Origin of the sequence: Agrobacterium vitis (assembly GCF_013426735.1) — a bacterium.
GTDB classification, from domain to species: Bacteria; Pseudomonadota; Alphaproteobacteria; order Rhizobiales; family Rhizobiaceae; genus Allorhizobium; species Allorhizobium vitis_D.
The window spans coordinates 2056727-2074744 of the sequence record NZ_AP023272.1 but is presented as its reverse complement, the minus strand read 5'-3'; the positions used below and the strand labels follow the sequence as shown (position 1 = coordinate 2074744).

General features: G+C 59.2%; 18 protein-coding genes, 1 pseudogene and 1 riboswitch. Of the genes and pseudogenes, 3 read left to right on the top strand and 16 right to left on the bottom strand.

The window, feature by feature from the left end; translation table 11 throughout:
• From cobU to H1Y61_RS09545, 3 genes are all read right to left on the bottom strand, one after another.
• The gene (gene cobU / locus H1Y61_RS09555; protein ID WP_174110999.1) at positions 1-528 is read right to left on the bottom strand and encodes a bifunctional adenosylcobinamide kinase/adenosylcobinamide-phosphate guanylyltransferase; all 528 of its coding nucleotides are present in this window, start codon (positions 526-528) and stop codon (positions 1-3) included.
• A 4-nt stretch (positions 529-532) separates the two neighbouring features.
• Positions 533-835, bottom strand: a complete 303-nt coding sequence (locus H1Y61_RS09550) for a hypothetical protein (protein WP_180572455.1) — start codon at positions 833-835, stop codon at positions 533-535.
• A gap of 140 nt (positions 836-975) precedes the next feature.
• Positions 976-1357: riboswitch (cobalamin riboswitch) on the bottom strand.
• A 46-nt stretch (positions 1358-1403) separates the two neighbouring features.
• On the bottom strand, positions 1404-1868 hold the full coding sequence (locus tag H1Y61_RS09545) for a hypothetical protein (protein ID WP_180572454.1): 465 nt from the start codon (positions 1866-1868) through the stop codon (positions 1404-1406).
• Positions 1869-2318: 450 nt separating this feature from the next.
• On the opposite strand from H1Y61_RS09545, the gene H1Y61_RS27080 reads away from it, so the two are divergent.
• On the top strand, positions 2319-2462 hold the full coding sequence (locus H1Y61_RS27080; RefSeq protein ID WP_015916326.1) for a DUF1127 domain-containing protein: 144 nt from the start codon (positions 2319-2321) through the stop codon (positions 2460-2462).
• Between the two features lie 153 nt (positions 2463-2615).
• Positions 2616-4073 (top strand): methylenetetrahydrofolate--tRNA-(uracil(54)-C(5))-methyltransferase (FADH(2)-oxidizing) TrmFO, encoded by a 1458-nt coding sequence (gene trmFO / locus H1Y61_RS09535; protein ID WP_180572453.1) that lies wholly within the window; start codon positions 2616-2618, stop codon positions 4071-4073.
• Between the two features lie 44 nt (positions 4074-4117).
• Here trmFO and H1Y61_RS09530 read toward each other — a convergent pair whose 3' ends face one another.
• The 5 genes from H1Y61_RS09530 to yajC all read right to left on the bottom strand — a co-directional run bounded on the left by H1Y61_RS09530 (position 4118) and on the right by yajC (position 9235).
• On the bottom strand, positions 4118-4582 hold the full coding sequence (locus H1Y61_RS09530) for a hypothetical protein (RefSeq protein ID WP_174111007.1): 465 nt from the start codon (positions 4580-4582) through the stop codon (positions 4118-4120).
• A 243-nt stretch (positions 4583-4825) separates the two neighbouring features.
• Positions 4826-5689 carry a phytoene/squalene synthase family protein gene (locus tag H1Y61_RS09525; RefSeq protein ID WP_174111009.1) on the bottom strand — a complete coding sequence of 288 codons (864 nt, stop codon included), beginning with the start codon at positions 5687-5689 and terminating at the stop codon, positions 4826-4828.
• Between the two features lie 4 nt (positions 5690-5693).
• Positions 5694-6080, bottom strand: a complete 387-nt coding sequence (locus tag H1Y61_RS09520; protein ID WP_174111011.1) for an Mth938-like domain-containing protein — start codon at positions 6078-6080, stop codon at positions 5694-5696.
• A gap of 3 nt (positions 6081-6083) precedes the next feature.
• The gene (gene secDF, locus H1Y61_RS09515) at positions 6084-8654 is read right to left on the bottom strand and encodes a protein translocase subunit SecDF (protein ID WP_174111013.1); all 2571 of its coding nucleotides are present in this window, start codon (positions 8652-8654) and stop codon (positions 6084-6086) included.
• A 209-nt stretch (positions 8655-8863) separates the two neighbouring features.
• Positions 8864-9235 carry a preprotein translocase subunit YajC gene (yajC, locus tag H1Y61_RS09510; protein ID WP_015916332.1) on the bottom strand — a complete coding sequence of 124 codons (372 nt, stop codon included), beginning with the start codon at positions 9233-9235 and terminating at the stop codon, positions 8864-8866.
• 209 nt (positions 9236-9444) lie between these two features.
• Here yajC and H1Y61_RS09505 point away from each other — a divergent pair, with 209 nt between their 5' ends.
• Entirely contained in the window at positions 9445-10311 is an 867-nt protein-coding gene (locus H1Y61_RS09505) for an ATP-binding protein (RefSeq protein ID WP_174111015.1), read from the top strand.
• A gap of 115 nt (positions 10312-10426) precedes the next feature.
• On the opposite strand, the gene H1Y61_RS09500 is transcribed toward H1Y61_RS09505, so the two are convergent.
• The 8 genes and pseudogenes from H1Y61_RS09500 to scpB all read right to left on the bottom strand — a co-directional run bounded on the left by H1Y61_RS09500 (position 10427) and on the right by scpB (position 18017).
• The gene (locus H1Y61_RS09500; RefSeq protein ID WP_174111018.1) at positions 10427-12064 is read right to left on the bottom strand and encodes a peptidoglycan DD-metalloendopeptidase family protein; all 1638 of its coding nucleotides are present in this window, start codon (positions 12062-12064) and stop codon (positions 10427-10429) included.
• A 224-nt stretch (positions 12065-12288) separates the two neighbouring features.
• The gene (locus H1Y61_RS09495; RefSeq protein ID WP_156637072.1) at positions 12289-12942 is read right to left on the bottom strand and encodes a protein-L-isoaspartate(D-aspartate) O-methyltransferase; all 654 of its coding nucleotides are present in this window, start codon (positions 12940-12942) and stop codon (positions 12289-12291) included.
• On the bottom strand, positions 12939-13709 hold the full coding sequence (gene surE / locus H1Y61_RS09490; RefSeq protein ID WP_180572452.1) for a 5'/3'-nucleotidase SurE: 771 nt from the start codon (positions 13707-13709) through the stop codon (positions 12939-12941). Before surE ends, H1Y61_RS09495 begins: the two co-directional genes overlap by 4 nt.
• A 33-nt stretch (positions 13710-13742) precedes the next feature.
• Positions 13743-15026, bottom strand: coding sequence for a serine--tRNA ligase (gene serS, locus H1Y61_RS09485; protein ID WP_180572451.1), 1284 nt, complete (start codon positions 15024-15026; stop codon positions 13743-13745).
• Between the two features lie 41 nt (positions 15027-15067).
• Positions 15068-15880, bottom strand: a complete 813-nt coding sequence (tatC, locus tag H1Y61_RS09480) for a twin-arginine translocase subunit TatC (RefSeq protein WP_180572450.1) — start codon at positions 15878-15880, stop codon at positions 15068-15070.
• A gap of 275 nt (positions 15881-16155) precedes the next feature.
• Positions 16156-16812: pseudogene (gene tatB, locus H1Y61_RS26680) on the bottom strand (Sec-independent protein translocase protein TatB); the annotation flags it as partial.
• Positions 16813-16906: 94 nt separating this feature from the next.
• Complete coding sequence (locus tag H1Y61_RS09470; protein WP_015916340.1) at positions 16907-17122, bottom strand: twin-arginine translocase TatA/TatE family subunit; 216 nt, start codon at positions 17120-17122, stop codon at positions 16907-16909.
• A gap of 178 nt (positions 17123-17300) precedes the next feature.
• The gene (gene scpB, locus H1Y61_RS09465; protein WP_174111135.1) at positions 17301-18017 is read right to left on the bottom strand and encodes an SMC-Scp complex subunit ScpB; all 717 of its coding nucleotides are present in this window, start codon (positions 18015-18017) and stop codon (positions 17301-17303) included.
• Position 18018 lies beyond the last annotated feature (1 nt).

Below are 18018 nucleotides of genomic sequence, written 5' to 3'. Positions count from 1 at the left end.
TCAGCCTTTCATTTTCAGGGGCAGGCCAGCCGCGACGAAATAAACCTCGTCAGCGCTTGCCGCGATCAATTGATGAAGCCGCCCGGCATGGTCGCGGAAATGGCGCGCCATGCGGTTTTCCGGCACGATGCCAAGGCCGACTTCATTGGAAACAAGCATGATGGAGGCGGAAAGCCGGGGCAGCAGATCCGCAAGGGCTTGCGCCTCAGCGGCGATGTCGCGCCCCTCTTCCATCATCAGATTGGTCACCCAGAGCGTCAGGCAATCGACCAAGATGACCCGGCCCGGCGCATCGATAAGCTTAAGCCTGTCCACCAGCGCGAGCGGCTCCTCGTGCGTCACCCAAAGGCCGCCGCGATCCTGCTGATGCTGGTCGATTCGGGCGCGCATTTCCTCGTCCCAGGCCCGTCCGGTCGCGAGGTAATGACGCTCTAGGCCGGTCTCGGCACAAAGCTGTTCGGCAAAATGCGACTTGCCGGACCGCGCGCCTCCGAGAACGAAGACACGTTTCGAAACTGTCTCAGCCATGGCGTCAGTTTCCACCGGCAGGCGGCGTGTAGAGCCCGCTGGAGCGCGGCACAAAGCCCGGCCATGCGGATGGGGCTGCATCGGCAGCGGATGGCGCAGAAGACCGCACATCCGGCCTTGGCTGCGATAGCGCCCCGCCAAAGGTGGAATTGGAACCGGACGGTGCGCGCAATTGCTGCTCCGCAGGCCGCTCGGAAGGGCCAGAAGGCGTATGACGGGAAAACGGCAGCAGCGCAAAAACCAGCGCCGCCAGCACAAGCAGAGCTAAGGCGGCACCTATGCTGCGTGATGACACGAGCGTCATCATGACCTGCCTCCTTTAGGCGCAGGCGTCATACTGCAAAACGGCCAAAAGACCGTGGAGCGGAGCCTGGAAGGCCCGCGATCAATCTGTTGCGCCACGACAACCTCCGTGCTGGCGTCGGGGATCTCTCCCCCAATTGGGCGTTAAGCCCGTCACGGACGGCAGGTCTCCTGGCTCACAGCGTCAAACCGGCACCATAACGGCACCCGTTCGCAGATTTTCCTCACCTTCCCGGAGGTCATGGCAAAGCGAAAAGGCGGACGATTCGTAGATAAAGAGGCGTCCAACCCCGGCAGATCGCTTTGCCACTCCAGTGGCTTTTCCGGCTTATCCGCTCACCGCACCGGCCACACCACGCGGCCCGCCATGCAAGGATCGTCAAAACCGGATGGAAAACCCTCGCTGTTCTACAGTCGCGGGGTCGGCTGCGTTTGGCATGCCCTGTCTGGGTCCACGCCTTCGCATTCCCTTTTGCTTTCCAGCCTCAATCTCTTCAGGCCGAAAACCATCCACCTTTAGGGTTAGCAGAATGAAGCTTGAAGTCAATCTGCAAGCCATGAGCCAGCACACGCTATAGCTTTGGCGCGGTCAGGGAAAACAGTGAGCGTATCCGGGCCGAAATTTCTTCCGCAAGGCTTTCAGGGCCGAGCATCTGGTCATTGGTAATGGTCAGCACCTTGAACGCGCCCTGAGCGACCACATCACCGGTTTCAACCGAGGCAGCGCCGACTTTGACCTCGGCCTCGTTATGCTGCTTGTCCAGCCCAAGCCCACTCGCCATCGCCTCGACCCTGACCGTCAGAATCACCCGTGGCAGAACCTCGCTGCGCACCGTGGCAGCGACGGCAGCCGACAAACGCCGCTCCACCCCCTGAACCAGAGCCAACGGCACTTTCGGACCCGCCAGCACGGTGACCGCGCGAATATCATAATAGAACTTCTTCTGATCTGATTGAAACAGCCCGGCCATGCACCCGGCAAGCGCCATGCAGATCGATAGAAAGGCAAGAACGCGCAAATACCGCAGCAAGGTCATACTCCGCACAAAGATATGGCACGGACCATCAAAGCCAGAGCTTGCAGCAAGCTTACGCTATAAATCCGCAACGGAGATAGACGTGATGAAGGCGTTTTGACGAATTATGCCGCCTTTTGCTGACCACAAAGCAGAGAATGTTGCGCAAAAGAAAATCTCCGCTGGATTCTTGTTAAACAAAGCCATTATGGGACCGTCTTGTGTCTGAAGGTCGGCGATTCCAAACCCTCGCACCGGTGAGAATTTCACTCGGAAAAGGCCTGCTTTGAGCGCCCCAGGATCACGCTCAAATCTTAGCCGAAGCACAATTAATAGCCATGAATCTGCACAAACGCATAGCAGTCGCCCATTTATTGCACTGCCACAAAGACCTTCCCCGATGTATAAGCATGTCAACAGCTGAGGCGGGAGAGACCGCCGGATCAGCAGACAAGATCTCGAGGAAACGTCATGAACCCGATCCGCATTGCAAAAAACTGGATTAGCTATCGCCGCACTCTGTCCGAGCTGGGCGGCCTGTCCAACCAGACCCTGTCCGACATCGGCATCACCCGTTACGACATCCGTCACATTGCCAACCGTTCGTTCCGTTAATCGGATCCGGTTTTAAAACTTGAATTGAATGTTCGAACGGCGCTTTTGGCGCCGTTTTCTATTTCTGGATCTCCAAACCAAGCTTGCATCTCCAAAGTGCAATTTGCTCTGTTCAAGATTGGAAGCGGCGGCAAGGCGTGATAAGCAGCCGCCATGACAGACAACAACTCCTATTCCCCTATTCACATCATTGGCGGCGGGCTGGCTGGCTCCGAAGCCGCATGGCAGATCGCTGAGGCGGGCGTGCCGGTCATTCTTCATGAGATGCGCGGCCTTCGCGGTACCGACGCCCATAAGACCGATAGCCTGGCCGAGCTTGTCTGCTCCAATTCCTTCCGCTCCGACGATGCCACCGCCAATGCGGTCGGGGTTATCCATGCGGAAATGCGGCTGGCCGGCTCGTTGATCATGGCCTGCGCCGACCGTCATCAGGTACCGGCGGGCGGCGCGCTTGCCGTTGACAGAGATGCCTTTGCCGAAGCTGTGACGCAGGCGCTGCAAGCCCACCCGCTGGTAACCGTGGTGCGCGAGGAAATCACCGGCCTGCCGCCACGCGATTGGGATCTTAGCATTATCGCCAGCGGTCCGCTGACATCACCGGCGCTGGCCGAGGCCATCCGCTCGGAAACCGGCGAGGACGCGCTGGCCTTTTTCGACGCCATCGCCCCCATCGTCCACCGCGACAGCATCAATATGGATATCTGCTGGTATCAATCGCGCTATGACAAGGTGGGGCCAGGTGGCACGGGCAAGGATTACATCAACTGCCCGCTGGACGAGGCCCAGTATAACGCATTTGTCGATGCATTGATTGCCGGTGACGCGGTCGGCTTCAAGGAATGGGAAGGCACGCCCTATTTCGACGGCTGCCTGCCCATCGAAGTCATGGCGGAACGCGGGCGTGAAACCCTGCGCCACGGGCCGATGAAGCCGATGGGGCTGACAAATTCCCATAATCCGACCGTGAAAGCCTATGCTGTCGTGCAGCTGCGCCAGGATAATGCGCTGGGTACGCTCTATAATATGGTCGGCTTCCAGACCAAGCTGCGCTACGGTGCCCAAGCCGAGATTTTCCGGATGATCCCCGGTCTGGAAAACGCCGAATTCGCCCGGCTGGGTGGCCTGCACCGCAATACCTATATCCATTCACCAGTGCTGCTGGATCAGTCCCTGTCGCTAAAGAGCAGACCCGGCCTGCGCTTTGCCGGGCAGATCACCGGCTGCGAAGGCTATGTCGAGAGCGCCTCCATCGGCCTTCTGGCCGGTCGCTTTGCTGCTGCCGAGCGCAAGGGCGAAGCCTTTAGCCCGCCGCCTGCAACAACGGCGCTTGGTGCGCTGCTCAACCATATTACCGGTGGCCATATCGTGTCCGACGACGAGCCCGGCAAAAAGTCCTTCCAGCCGATGAACATCAATTTCGGCCTGTTTCCGGATCTGGAGCCGGGCTCCATCGTCAAGCCCGAGGGCGTGAAGCGATTCCGGGGCAAGGACAAGACTGTCATGAAGCGTCAGTTGATCGCCATCCGCGCCTTGGCCCATTGCCGGGAATGGTTGGGCCTGCCGCCGCGCATCCCACAGCCGGTTGAGCAACTGGAAGAGGCGGGCCTGTAATTCCAAGGCTCGACAATCTCAATGGACCTGATGGACCATCCTACTCACAAGGACGTCTTGTCAAACCTGTCTTCCGCCGGTTCCAAATCGTTCGGCGCGATATAGTTGCCGAGCAGCCATAGCGACACTTCTGCTGCCTCGGCGGGTTTGGCGAAAATATAGTCGCCGTTATGCTGGGCGGCATCGAGAAACGTGACGTGAAAACCGTGAACGCTCTCCAGTGGTCGGACCTGCACATGCCCCGGCTCGATCAGATGGCAGGCATAATGATTGCGAAGATTGCGCATGAAACCCGCGCGGTTGTCATGAAGCCTGACGAAAACTGCCTTGCCATCGGCTGTGGCATGCAGGCTGCGGATGGCTTCGCCAGGAAAGGCCCGGCCGAATTCCAGGATGGCAAGTCCGACATCGCTTAGGGTTTCGCCGTCATTGCGCTCCGCCATGCGCGAAACGTACCACGCGAAGGCGATAATGCCCAAAAACACAAAAATACCGATCCCAACGCCCACTGGCAACCTCCGGATGATGCGAGAGCAGCACTGCCGATCGAGGATCGCGCAATTGCGGCAACACTTTATATCTGCTGCATAATCCTTTGATACGATTCCAACTTGCGGATTTTGCAGTTGGCAAGATTTAACGGATGAGCCTTGCGTGAGTTTGGAGCCGGAGTGCAAACCTGTGCGTCGTTTGCCAGGAAAAGTGGAATCCGGGTTTTCCCGAGGGGCTGGTTCAGGAGGAACCTGACCGCCCTAAAATCGACCCGTCATGCTGGCGCGCAGCAGTGTCATCTGGCGGCGCCACTGGGCTCGGCGGATCGGTGTTTGCAGAATATCGGCGCCGCGCCGGCGAGCATCCCGCAGAATAGGACCGGCGAGCGCTACGGGCAGATAGGCAGGAACCAGAGACGCAGGAAGCTTGCCGCCTGCGCGCGCCTTGGCAAGATGATCAAGCCCCAGACCGGCGAAGGCTTCGATGGCACCATCGATTCTCATCTCGTCCTTGCCCGACAGGAAGGCCTCGCGGTCAAGGCCAGTCGCGGTCAGAATTTCGTCGGGAATGTAGAGTTGTCCCCGCGCCCGATGCTGCGGCATCAGCGCCAGCAGGCCGGCAATGGCCTGAGCAACCCCGGCATGGCCTGCAATGGTTGCGCAAGTCAGTGCGGCCTCGGTATTCAGCACCAGGCTCGCCAACTGGATCAGCGCCGAGGCGGTCTCTCCCGCATAGCCTTCCAGCGCCGATCTTGGCCCGATCGGATCATCATAAAGATCGGCAATCCGCGCATCGATCATGTCGAGCAAAGGCTGAACCGGTAAACGATAGGATTCCACCGCTGCCAAAAGCCCTGCCGCCAGCGGATTGGCCGTGGTGTCGCCATGCCCCTTGCCCGAAAGCAGGTCGCGCCAATATTGCAGCCGGATTTCGCCTGGCAAGGGCTCCCGCACCAAATCACGCACCCGGGCAAGCTCGGCATTGAAGGCATAGAGTGCTGCCAAGGCAGGCTGTTTTTCCGGCGGGGAGAGAAGGCAGGCCAAATACCGGTCACGGTCGATCTCCCGCAGCATTGCCAGGCAGACATCCGGGACCAATGGCGATGGTTTTGCACTTTCCGCCATGGGATCAGACTGCAATCAATGCGGCGGCGACGGGCCGTTCTTCCGCCAGCATCACATTATAGGTCCGCACCGCAGCTCCGGTGCTCATCGGGTCAGAACCGATGCCAGCGGCGGTCAGAGCGGCTTTAACGTCACTGGGGATACGGCGCAGTTCAGCGCCCGTGCCGAGCAACAGGAACTCGACCTTATCCGCCTCGTCCAGCAGGCGCTGGAGGGCGGCGACCGTCAGGTCGTCGCCTTCGCGCATATCCCAGCCATAAATGCCTGAGGGTAAAAGCAAAAGGGAGCCGCGATGCGACATATCCGCGAACCGGAACCCGCCATTGCCATAGGCATCAATGGGGGACCGGCCCGGAAAATGCGCCTCGCGGATGATAATGCCCTTTGCCAATGCCTATGCTCCCGCCTTGCCCGCTGCGCCGTTCTTTTCCGGCTTCGCTTTTTCAGCCTTATCCGGCTCGCCCTGGCCCTCGGGGCGCAGACGGAAGGCGATCAGCACCGGTGCCGCCATATAGATAGAGGAGAATGTACCGACAAGAACCCCGAACAGCATGGCAAAGGTGAAGGAGCGGATAACTTCGCCACCGAACAGGAACAATGCCAGAAGGGCCAGAAGCGTGGTGACCGATGTCAGGATGGTCCGCGACAGGGTCTGGTTGATCGAGGTATCGATCAACACATCCAGCGGCATTTTCTTGTACCGGCGCAGGTTCTCGCGCATCCGGTCATAGACGACCACGGTATCGTTCAGCGAATAGCCGACAATCGTCAGGATGGCCGCAATACTGCTGAGGTCGAATTCCACCCCAGTGACCACGTAGAGGCCAAGCGTCAGGATGACGTCATGCAGGGTTGCGATGATCGCGCCTGCCGCAAACTGCCACTCAAACCGGATCCAGATATAGACCAGGATCGCCATCAGCGAAATCAACACGCCAATGGTCGCCGATTTCGTCAACTCACCCGACACGGACGGGCCGACGACTTCGGTACGGCGGAACTCATAGGCCTGTTCCAATGCGCCCCGCACCTTGGCCACAGCCGATTGTTCGCCGTTTTCACCCTCATCCTGGGCCTGCAAGCGGACCAGCACGCTGCTCGGATCGCCAAAACCCTGGACTTGGACATCGCCGAGGTTGAGACTGCTCAACTGTTCACGAATCGCAGCAGGATCAGCATTGCCCTGACGCGCCTTCAACTCGATGATCGAACCGCCGGTAAAATCGATGCCGAGTTTCATACCAACCGTGCCGAAACCAACGAGAGCGGCTATAGACAAGGCCGCTGACAGCAGGAACGTGTAACGGCGGACACCCATGAACGGGATGTTCGTGCCATCGAAAATTCCAGTCCGAACCCCCTTCGGAAGAGCCTTGGGACGGCGCGTGTTGACCCAGACGGTAAACATCCAACGGGTCAAGCCAAAGGCGGTAAACACGGTGGTGATGATACCGATGGCCAGCGTTACCGAAAAGCCGCGTACAGGACCGGAGCCAAGGAAGAACAGCACGCCAGCAGCAATCAGCGTCGTAACATTGGCATCGACAATCGTCGCCAAGGCCTTGTTGAAGCCGATATCGATCGACTGGATCAGGGAACGCCCGCTTTTATATTCCTCGCGGATACGCTCGTAGATCAGCACGTTGGAATCAACAGCCATACCGATGGTCAAGACAATACCGGCGATACCCGGCAGCGTCAGCGTCGATCCAAGCAGCGTCAGGATCGCAATAATCATGACAATATTGGCAAACAGCGCCAGAACGGCCAGCACCCCGAAGAAGCCGTAAAGCCCGATCATCAGCACCACGACCAGCCCCGCGCCGATGAAGCCAGCAGAAACCCCGGCCCGGATCGAATCGGCGCCAAGGCTTGGGCCGACGGTGCGCTCTTCGACCACGGTCAGGGTTGCCGGCAGTGCGCCAGCGCGCAGCAGGACGGCCAGGTCATTGGCACCCTGCACCGTGAAATTACCGGAAATCTGGCCGGAGCCACCGACAATCGGTTCACGGATCACAGGCGCGGAAATCACCTGATTGTCGAGCACGATGGCAAAGGGCCGCCCGACATTCTGTTGGGTCGCCTGGGCAAAACGCTGCGCACCTCGGCTATCGAAGCGGAAGCTGACAACGGGTTCGTTATTCTGCTGGTTGAAGCTTGCCTGCGCATCGACGAGATCCTCGCCGGACACCAAAACCCGCTTTTCGACCAGATAAGGCACCGCAGCCTCATCCTGGCTGTAGAGCACTTCGGATGTCGCAGGTGGGCGGCCGCTGATCGCTTCGGTGGCCGACATGCTGGTATCGACCATGCGGAAGCTTAGTTTCGCGGTCTGGTTCAGAAGATTCTTCAAACGCTGTGGATCATCCAGACCCGGCACCTGCACGATGATCCGGTCGGAGCCCTGACGCTGGATCAACGGCTCGGTATTGCCAAGCTCATCGACGCGGCGGCGCACGACTTCGATGGACTGTGTGAGTGCCGAAGACATGCGGTAATCGATACCGGCATCAGTGAGGTTGAATTTCAACAGCCCATCGCCGCTATCGTCCAGTGTCGCTTCCTGGACGCTGCTCGACCCGAAACCGCCGGTGCTAACAGGCGCAGTCAGCGTCTGCAAGGCCTTGCGCGCCGCATCAAGCTGAGCCGGATCGGTAATGCGGACCTGGACCGCCTGGCCAACGCCATTCAGCCCGGTATAGCGAACACCCGCATCGCGAAGACTGCTGCGGATATCGCCAACCACGGCTTCGAGCCGCTCCTTGACGATATCGTTGCGCTCGATCTTCAGCATGATATGCGAGCCGCCCTGCAAATCGAGGCCGAGCGTCATCTGCTTGCTCGGGAACCAAGACGGAAGACGGGCCAGTTGATCCTTGCTGAACAGGTCGGGCAGCGCGATCAGGACGCTCGCCACGACGGCAAGCCAGAGGAGAATGGTTTTCCAGCGGGAGAAATGCAGCATCGACATCTCGAAGGGTAAGGTCTGGGGCAAATAGACCGGGATCGTCAAACGGAAATGGCGGCTTGATACGCCGAGCAAAATTTACCGCAGGGCAAACCAGCGCTCAACATACAAAGCGGCCATTTCAGACGACGGAAGCGGCTTTTCTCCAGCAGACAGCAGAAAAAAGTCAGGCCGCCCTGTTGGGCGGCCCGGTGTTCAAACTTGGGTCAAGCGTCGGTCTTGGAACCGTCGGCTTTGGCAATCTCGGCCTTGACCGGTTCGCCCTTGACACGCACTTCGGCGATCAGGCTGCGAAGTGCCTTAACCTTGACGCCATCAGCAATTTCGACTTCCAGTTCCTTGTCATCAGTGACCTTGGTCACCTTGCCGATCAGGCCGCCACCCAGCACCACCTGGTCACCACGGCGAATAGCCGACAGCGTTGCTTCCCGCTTTTTGAGCTGGTTGCGCTGCGGGCGGATCAGCAGGAAATACCAGATCACCATCAAGGGTGCGAAAAGCAGCAGCATTTCAAACCCGGACCCCATCCCGCCAGCGGCAGGTGCTGCATCCTGAGCGAATGCCTGTGTTATGAACATGAGAAACTCCTTCGGAACCGGGGCAGCAAAGATCCTGTCCCCCCTGTTTTGCCGCCGGAATATAGGAATACCCCAAGGGAATGCAACAGAAACAGCGGCTTTGCGTACCGAATCCCCGGTCAATACACTTTCGAACCCTGTATGACCATGGTAGCGCAACGATCACAGGCGGTCTTGAACCACTTTTCACCCATGAACGGAGGCAAAACATGACCGATATGCTGGCTGATCTGTTGCGGGAAGTGACCCGTCTCGCCGATGCCATGGAGCGGCTGGCCGGTCCCGCCCCTGCGCTCAACGATTGGAGCGGCGCCGACTGCTTCGTCTGGCACCCGGCAAACCAGCATCTGCAACCGGTGCCAAGGCCCAACCGCGTCGCACTTGGCCTGATCAGGGGTGTCGACAGGGTGCGCGACATCCTGCATGAAAACACCGAACGGTTCGCGCTCGGCTTTGCCGCCAACAATGTCCTGCTCTGGGGCGCGCGCGGCATGGGCAAATCCTCGCTGGTCAAGGCGGTGCATGCCGATATTGTAACGGCCACAGGCGTGCGGCTGAAACTGGTGGAAGTACACCGCGAGGACATCGCCTCCCTGCCTACGCTGATGGACCTGCTGAAAAACAGCGACGAGCGAGTGCTGCTGTTTTGCGACGATCTTTCCTTCGACCATGACGATACCGCCTATAAATCGCTGAAGGCGGCATTGGATGGCGGTATCGAGGGCCGTCCGGACAATGTGCTGTTCTACGCCACCTCCAACCGCCGCCACCTCCTGCCCCGGCATATGATGGAAAATGAGCAATCGACCGCCATCAACCCGTCGGAAGCTGTCGAAGAAAAAGTCTCGCTCTCCGACCGGTTCGGCCTTTGGCTCGGCTTTCATAAATGCAGCCAGGACGACTACCTGGCGATGATTGACGGCTATGCCGCACATTTCAAGCTGCCGCTGCCGCCTGAGCAATTGCACGCCGAGGCACTGGAATGGGCCACCACGCGAGGTGCGCGCTCCGGGCGAGTCGCCTGGCAGTATATCCAGGATCTGGCCGGGCGGTTGCGGGTCGATCTGGGACGCTAGGTTTTGCAGCCCAATCGAAAGCCCCTTATGAAGAAAGGCCCGGATTGCTCCGGGCCTTTCTCAACTTTCCTGAAACGCACTACCTTATTCAAGAAAAACTCTCGCGAAGCGACGCCTATTCCAGGAAACCCATCGGGTTGACCGGGGTCGCATCCTTGCGCACTTCGAAATGCAGGGTCGGCTGGCTGGCATTGCCGCTCATGCCTGACGTCGCCACCTGCTGGCCGCGCTGCACCTTCTGGCCACGCTGAACGGAAATGGCATCGGCATGGCCGTAAACAGTCACAGTGCCGTCGTCATGGCGCACAAGCACGGTGTTGCCGAGTTCTTTCAGACCATTGCCAGCGTAGATGACCACGCCGTTTTCAGCGGCCTTGATCGGCGTACCGGTCGGCACGGAAATATCGATACCGTCATTGCGCTTACCAGCGACATTGGCGCCAAACGGAGCCACCACCGCACCACGCACAGGCCAGCGATATTTGCCGATGCCAGTCGCATCCGGAGCCTTGTCGCCTGGATCAGCGGACGCAACATCGGTGACCGACTTGGTCGGCGCAGCAGGTGCCGGAGCCGCAGCAGTCACCTTCGGCGCTTCCGGCTTAGTATTGGCAGGCGCCGTGCTGACAGGTGTCGCGGCCAGCTTTTGATCGGCCTGCGGCAGTTCCAGCGTCTGGCCAACCCGGACACCCTGGGTGCCGAGATGGTTCGCCTGCTTCAAGGCTGCAACGGAAACACCGTTTTCGCGGGCAATCTTGGCAATCGAGTCGCCTGACTTGACCACATAGGTGCCAGCGGCTGGCGGCGTCTTGCCGGTGCCCGCGGCATTGGTCGTGTTGTTTGCGGCAATATCGGTCTTGACCTTATCGCGCAGCTTCGGATTGGTCGGCAATACCGCGACCTTTTCTTCCTGGCGCGGCGTTGGTCCGGGGGACTGACCTGGGGGCAACAGCGTGCCTTCGGCAGCCGCCGCCCTGGTCGGCGTATTGCGCGAACCGAAGGTCGGAATGAGGATGGACTGACCGGGACGCGCAGCCCCTGCCGTCGAAAGTCCATTGGCCTTGACGATTTCCTTTTCCGGCACGCCGTAACGCTGTGACAGGGTTGCCAGGCTTTCGCCCGGCTTCAGCACGACCCGGGGTGCATTGACCGTGCTCCATCCATTGGCACCTTGGCCATTGGCGCCTTGACCATTCGCTGGGCCGGGCTTTGCCGGCTGCGGCAGGGTGTTGGTGGACAGACCATCACCATCTTCCAGTGCAGCCGACTGGTGTGTGGCCGCGGGGAATGGCTGGGCCGAGGCCGTCTGGCGGCGCGAAGAGATCGGGCCTGTCGATGCGGTGGAACCGGACGGCGGCGCAAGTTCGGCCTTTTGAACGGACACAGCCGAGGAGGCACGCCGAGCTGGCGAATAGGTCTGCTGGGCCGGATAGGGCTGCGTCATCGCCTGCTGGCGATTGCCATAACCACCGCCACCCATCGATCCGCCGGACGCCACTGGAGCATAAGAGCCGCCGCCATCGACATCCGTCTGGGGCACCGGTGCATTAGCCATTCCAGTGATCTGGCCGCCGGTCGAGGCGGTCGTCATCGAATCGGTTTTGGAAAACAGGCCGGAAAAGCGGCTCGAATCGGAACTGCAACCAGTTGCGACGCTTGCCATCAGGCCCACCCAGAGAATCTGGGCAACAGGCATGCCGGATTTATAAGACTGACTCTGACGCATGATACAACCCACTGACGACGCAACCATTTGTGAGTTTATTAAAGCGCGTTAGTGTTACCGGGCGGTTAACCGCGTGGAATCCTTATCAACATTCCGCAAAAAATCGCAGGAAAACCGGGGGCTGTGTCTCTGGAAACCCTGCTGTGCCGGGGTTTTACAAAAAAGCCATTAACCATAAAAATTAAGGGCGCTGAACTAGCCACCTCAAAACCCTCCCATTCTGGTAAATTTAGAGAGGTCGAAGCTTCCAATCAGAGGAAGGCAGCAACATTCGGCGTTAGGGGCAGATAGGGAACCTCGAACAGGTCTTCCCGCTCAAACCGGCTACCGGTACGGGTGAGCCGCACCATGACGCATCGATTTTCGTCCAAAATCAACGGAGCCAGCAGCACCCCGTTATGGACCAGTTGCTCGGTAAAGACTTTCGGCATCGATGGGAAGGCGGCGGTCGCGATGATTCGGTCGAATGTCCCTTCGCCCGGCAAGCCCAGGCTGCCATCGCCATGACGAATAATCGCATTGCGGACCGATAATTGCTCCAGACGGGCCTGCGCATCGTTGACCAGCGTCTTGTAGCGTTCCACCGAGACGACACGTTCGCAAAGCCGCGCCAGAACAGCGGTCATGAACCCGCTACCGGTGCCGACCTCCATCACCCGTTGGCCGGGCTTGACCCGCAGGCGCTCGATCAGCCGGACGGCAAGATCGGCCCCTTCCATGAAGGCACCGCATTCAAGCGGGATCGTCTGGCGGGAATAGGCGTGCTCGGCCAGATGATGGGCGACGAATCGCGAGCGGGGCGTCTGTTCCACTGCCGTCAGCAGGTTGATGTCGGAAATTCCCTCGGAGCGCAGCCGCAGCACCAGGGCGGCAAAGCCTTCTTTTTCAAGCATTGCGGATTTCAAGACCCCACCTCCGGGTTCAGCGCGGCGGCGATGATATCCTGAACCGCGTAATCGGTCAGGTCCAGCTTCAGCGGCGTGACCGAAATACGGTTGTCACGCAATGTGCCAATATCGGTTCCGGGGCGGAAATTGCCCTTACGGTCGCCGAATCGCAGCCAGAAATAGGGCAGCCCACGTCCATCCGTCCGCTCTTCGACGCTGAGCCCAAAGTCGAGTTTGCCCTGTGAGGTCACATCGACGCCCGCAACCTCGCCCGGCTCGCAATTGGGGAAATTCAGGTTGAGGAATGTGCCGGGCGGCAGGTCGATGCGCATCAGCTTGGCAATCAGCGCTGGCGCATGCGTTTCAGCCACATCCCAGGGAATGGAATGGCCAGCCACGTAGCTATAGGCCTGGCTAAGCGCAAACGAGCGCACCCCATGCACCGTGCCTTCAATGGCCCCAGCCACCGTGCCGGAATAGGTGACATCATCAGCAAGGTTCGCCCCGGCATTGACGCCCGATAGCACCAGATCCGGCTTGCCGGGCAGCAGTTTGCGGATGGCCATGATCACGCAATCGGTCGGCGTTCCCCGCAGGGCATAGCGCTTCTCACCAAGCTGCCGCAGTCGCAACGGCTCCGACAAGGTCAGCGAATGGGCAAGCCCGCTCTGGTCGGTTTCCGGCGCAACAATCCACACATCGTCGGACAGCGTCCGGGCGATTCTTTCCAGAACGGCCAGACCGTCTGCATGAATGCCATCGTCATTGGTCAGCAGAATCCGCATTGGTCCTCGTCAAGACGTTTCTGAAGCCTGGTTTTAGCTGGCTTTTTCGATTCTCGTCAGACCGCCCATATAGGGCAACAATACGTCTGGCACAGTGATCGAGCCATCTTCGTTAAGATAGTTCTCCATCACGGCAATCAGGCACCGGCCAACCGCCGTACCTGAACCATTCAGCGTGTGGACGAATGTCGTGCCCTTGCCATCCTTGTTGCGGTAGCGGGCATTCATCCGCCGTCCCTGGAAATCGCCGCAAACCGAGCAGGAGGAGATTTCACGAAACGTGTTCTGTCCCGGCAGCCAGACTTCCAGATCGTAGGTCTTGGCCGCACCGAAACCCATATCCCCGGTGCAAAGCGTCATGGTGCGGAAATGCAGGCCAAGGCGCTTCAGCACTTCTTCGGCGCAAGCCGTCATCCGCTCATGTTCCGCCAAGGCGCTCTGCGCATCGGTGATCGACACCAGTTCGCATTTCCAGAACTGATGCTGGCGCAGCATGCCGCGCGTATCACGCCCGGCCGATCCCGCTTCCGAGCGGAAGGACGGCGTCAAAGCGGTAAAGCGCAGCGGCAGTTTTTCCTGATCGAGAATTTCGCCGGAGACCAGATTGGTCAGCGTCACCTCGGCCGTCGGGATCAGCCAGCGGCCATCGGTGGTCTTGAACAGGTCCTCAGAAAATTTCGGCAATTGGCCAGTGCCATACATCGCCTCATCACGCACCATCAGCGGCGAGGAAACTTCGGTATAGCCATGCTCGCTGGTATGAAGGTCGATCATGAACTGGCCAAGCGCCCGCTCCAGCCGCGCCAACGGCCCGGTCAGGACGGTAAACCGTGCGCCGGAAAGCTTGGCAGCCCGGTCGAAATCCATATAGCCCAGCGCTTCGCCGATTTCCGGATGCTCGATAGCCTTGTGGTTCCAGCCCGGCTTCTGGCCCACAACACGCGCCACGACATTGTCGTGTTCATCCGCGCCAACAGGCACATCATCCAGCGGAATATTGGGAATGCGCGACAGGGCATCGTTCAGTTCCGCACTCAGGCGACGTTCGTCTTCTTCGGCAGCCGGCAGGGTGTCCTTCAGCGAGGCAACTTCGGCCTTCAGCTTTTCGGCCAGCGCCATATCCTTCTGCGCCATGGCCACGCCGATTTCCTTGGACGCGGAATTACGACGCGATTGCATGTCCTGCATGGACTGGACGACCGCCCGGCGCTGTTCATCAAGCGCAATCAGGCTCTGCGACAGCGGCTCTGCTCCGCGCTTTGCCAGCGCCTGATCGAGAAGCTCAGGGTTTTCACGAATCCATTTTATATCAAGCATCGTCGTTCCAAATATGTAAGCGGGCCAAATTCTGACGCAGGCTATTTCACCTCGGTGGAAGTACTGGCCTCTGCCGCAGCTTTCTTCGACCGTTCCCGTTCCACCAGCTTTGCCGCATAGATCGAGACTTCGTAGAGAAGGATGGTGGGCAGTGCAAGACCGATCTGGGACATCGGATCGGGCGGCGTCAGGACAGCCGCGACGATGAAGGCGATGACGATGAAATATTTGCGCTTTTCGGCCAGCCACTTGCTGTCGATAATCCCGACCCGGGCCAGAAGCGTGGTGACAACGGGCAATTGGAACACGAGTCCGAAGGCAAAGACCAGCGACATAATCAGGCTGAGATATTCCGAAACTTTCGGCATCAGCGAAATCGCCACATCACCCTCCCCCGGCGCCTGTTGCATGGCCAGGAAGAACCACATCACCATCGGGGTAAAGAAGAAATAGACCAGCGCCGCCCCCATCAGGAACAGGATCGGAGAGGCGACCAGGAACGGCAGGAAGGCCTGGCGCTCGTTTTTATAAAGGCCCGGTGCCACGAACTTGTAGATCTGCGCAGCAATCACCGGAAAAGCGATGACCATGGCAGAAAACATCGCCACCTTGACCTGGGTGAAGAAAAACTCCTGCGGTGCCGTATAGATCAGCTCTGCTTTGCTGACATCCAGATGCGCCCAGATCACCGCCCATTTATAGGGAATGACCAGAAGATTGAACAAATGCTTGGCGAAGAAAAAGCAGACGATGAAGGCCAGGAAAAACGCACCCAAAGACCAGATCAGCCGCGTCCTCAGCTCTATCAGATGCTCGATCAGCGGCTGCGGCTTGTCCTCAATGTCGTCACTCATGCTTCACCCTTACTGGTGTCTTGTTTGCCAGTGTCTTGTTTGCTGGTGTCTTGCTTACCAGTGTCTGGCGCACGCGACTCAGGCTGGCTGGCCGTCGTCTCGTCAGGGACAGTCTTCTTCCTGGACACGGTTTTGTTTTTCGCTGCTGGCGCGGCAACCGTCTCCGGCAGACCCTTTGTCGTTGCTGGTCGCTTGGCGCGCGTCGTCGTCTTCGGCGACGAATCCGAAACAGCAATATCCGCATCAACAGACGCCTGCGTGATCGGCGCGGTGACGGCCGCTGGCTTTAGATTTTTGACTGGCTTGGAAACAGCCTTGGCTTTCGTGGCTTTTGCCGTCTTTGCTACCTTAGGCGCCGACACTTCAGACGTCAGCACTTCAGGCGCCGTGGCGTCCGACTTCGGCTTTCGCACCCGTTTCACCGGTGCTTTTTCCACTGGGGTGACAGTTTCGGTTGCCTTGACGACCGGTGCTGTCACAGGTGCCGCAGCAGCCGAACCCGGTAATTGCGGCTTTGCGAGGGTGTCGCCCAGCGGTGCCAGTGGTGGAAGATCTTCCGCCGTCATCGGCCGGGCCGGTTCATCCGCCAGTGGAAGGCGGCTGCTGTCATCTTCAGGAAAATGATCCACCTGCGTCGAACGCTGGAGATCCGATCTGATATCAGCCCCCATCTGCCGCAACGGATTGATCGCCTCACGCAACGCATTGGCGGGGTTTAGCCGCTGGGCGTCATCGATCGTGCGGCGCACATCGTCCATGTCGGCTTCGCGCAGGGCTTCGTCGAACTGGGCGCGAAATTCGCCCGCCGTCTTGCGCAACCGCGTCGTCATCTTGCCAAAGGCCCGCAACATGGGCGGCAAGTCTTTCGGACCAACCACAACGATCAGCACGACCGCGATGACCAGCAATTCGCTCCAGCCAATGTCAAGCATTCTTCAGTCTCCTGAAGCCGTCGGCCAAGCGGCGACCCATTCCAGAAACAGACCGGCGCCATCGGGCACCGGCCTCATTCAATTGCACGCATGGTTATTTGTGATCGTCGGCCCGGTGGTCCACGGTCTTCGACTGATCAGCGGGCTTAGGTGTCCCGTCAGGGGCCGTATCGTCATCCGACATGCCCTTCTTGAAGCTCTTGATGCCCTTGGCAACGTCACCCATCAGTTCCGGGATCTTGCCGCGGCCAAACAACAACAGCACAATCGCCAGAACGATCAGCCAATGCCACATACTGAAAGAACCCATGGTCCCCACTCCTTATTGATCGGTATTACCGATGTAAGATGTTTGTGCATCTTTTTCAAATTACAAAATCTTTTACCTGATTGGCATGGGAAATGACGGGAGGCAAGACACCGCCGCCGCCCCATCAACAGTCCCGCAGATTTTATGGGCATTTCTACAGTCCAAGCTCAACAACAGATTACGCATCACGGGCATCGGCGGGTGCCAGCAGGCCCAGTTCCTCCAGATCAAGCTGGGTGATCGGGTCTTCGTCCTCACCAAGCGCATCACCATCCATTGGCATCGGCACATGGAAATTCGCCGGGATGCGACCGGTCAGCAGCCCTGCCCCCTTCAATTCCTCCATGCCCGGCAGATCGCGCAACTCCTCCAGCCCGAAATGATCGAGAAAATCGCGCGTCGTGCCGAACGTCACAGGTCGGCCCGGCGTGCGGCGGCGACCGCGAAACCGCACCCAGCCAGCCTCCAGCAGGACATCGATCGTGCCTTTGGAGGTCTGCACACCTCTGATATCCTCGATTTCGGCCCGTGTGACCGGCTGGTGATAGGCAATGATCGCCAGCACTTCCAGCGCCGCCCGCGACAGTTTGCGCACCTCGTTGTCTTCGCGGCGAATAGCAAAGGCCAGGTCAGCGGCGGTGCGAAATGCCCAATGTCCATCAACCCGCACCAGATTGACGCCACGCGGCGCATAATCGGCCTGAAGCGCCTTCATCAGCCCGCCAATATCGGTGCCGCGCGCCAGACGTTCAGCCAGAAAACTTTCCGAGACTGGCTCTGCCGAGGCAAAGACCAGCGCCTCGACGATCCGCAAGGCCTCGCGCTCACGAATAGCGGCAAGCCCGCCTGCCCCACCCTTGGCATCGGCTTCATCTGGTTGATTGTCGCCCGTCATT

What these genes read in the sequence shown, in the direction of transcription:
- H1Y61_RS09545 (WP_180572454.1), bottom strand. Translation starts at nt 1,868, where the DNA reads ATGACCTTGCTGCGGTATTTGCGCGTTCTTGCCTTTCTATCGATCTGC.
- H1Y61_RS09525 (WP_174111009.1), bottom strand. Translation starts at nt 5,689, where the DNA reads ATGGCGGAAAGTGCAAAACCATCGCCATTGGTCCCGGATGTCTGCCTG.
- H1Y61_RS27080 (WP_015916326.1), top strand. Translation starts at nt 2,319, where the DNA reads ATGAACCCGATCCGCATTGCAAAAAACTGGATTAGCTATCGCCGCACT.
- yajC (WP_015916332.1), bottom strand. Translation starts at nt 9,235, where the DNA reads ATGTTCATAACACAGGCATTCGCTCAGGATGCAGCACCTGCCGCTGGC.
- surE (WP_180572452.1), bottom strand. Translation starts at nt 13,709, where the DNA reads ATGCGGATTCTGCTGACCAATGACGATGGCATTCATGCAGACGGTCTG.
- trmFO (WP_180572453.1), top strand. Translation starts at nt 2,616, where the DNA reads ATGACAGACAACAACTCCTATTCCCCTATTCACATCATTGGCGGCGGG.
- serS (WP_180572451.1), bottom strand. Translation starts at nt 15,026, where the DNA reads ATGCTTGATATAAAATGGATTCGTGAAAACCCTGAGCTTCTCGATCAG.
- cobU (WP_174110999.1), bottom strand. Translation starts at nt 528, where the DNA reads ATGGCTGAGACAGTTTCGAAACGTGTCTTCGTTCTCGGAGGCGCGCGG.
- H1Y61_RS09550 (WP_180572455.1), bottom strand. Translation starts at nt 835, where the DNA reads ATGATGACGCTCGTGTCATCACGCAGCATAGGTGCCGCCTTAGCTCTG.
- tatC (WP_180572450.1), bottom strand. Translation starts at nt 15,880, where the DNA reads ATGAGTGACGACATTGAGGACAAGCCGCAGCCGCTGATCGAGCATCTG.
- H1Y61_RS09470 (WP_015916340.1), bottom strand. Translation starts at nt 17,122, where the DNA reads ATGGGTTCTTTCAGTATGTGGCATTGGCTGATCGTTCTGGCGATTGTG.
- H1Y61_RS09505 (WP_174111015.1), top strand. Translation starts at nt 9,445, where the DNA reads ATGACCGATATGCTGGCTGATCTGTTGCGGGAAGTGACCCGTCTCGCC.
- secDF (WP_174111013.1), bottom strand. Translation starts at nt 8,654, where the DNA reads ATGCTGCATTTCTCCCGCTGGAAAACCATTCTCCTCTGGCTTGCCGTC.
- H1Y61_RS09500 (WP_174111018.1), bottom strand. Translation starts at nt 12,064, where the DNA reads ATGGTTGCGTCGTCAGTGGGTTGTATCATGCGTCAGAGTCAGTCTTAT.
- scpB (WP_174111135.1), bottom strand. Translation starts at nt 18,017, where the DNA reads ATGACGGGCGACAATCAACCAGATGAAGCCGATGCCAAGGGTGGGGCA.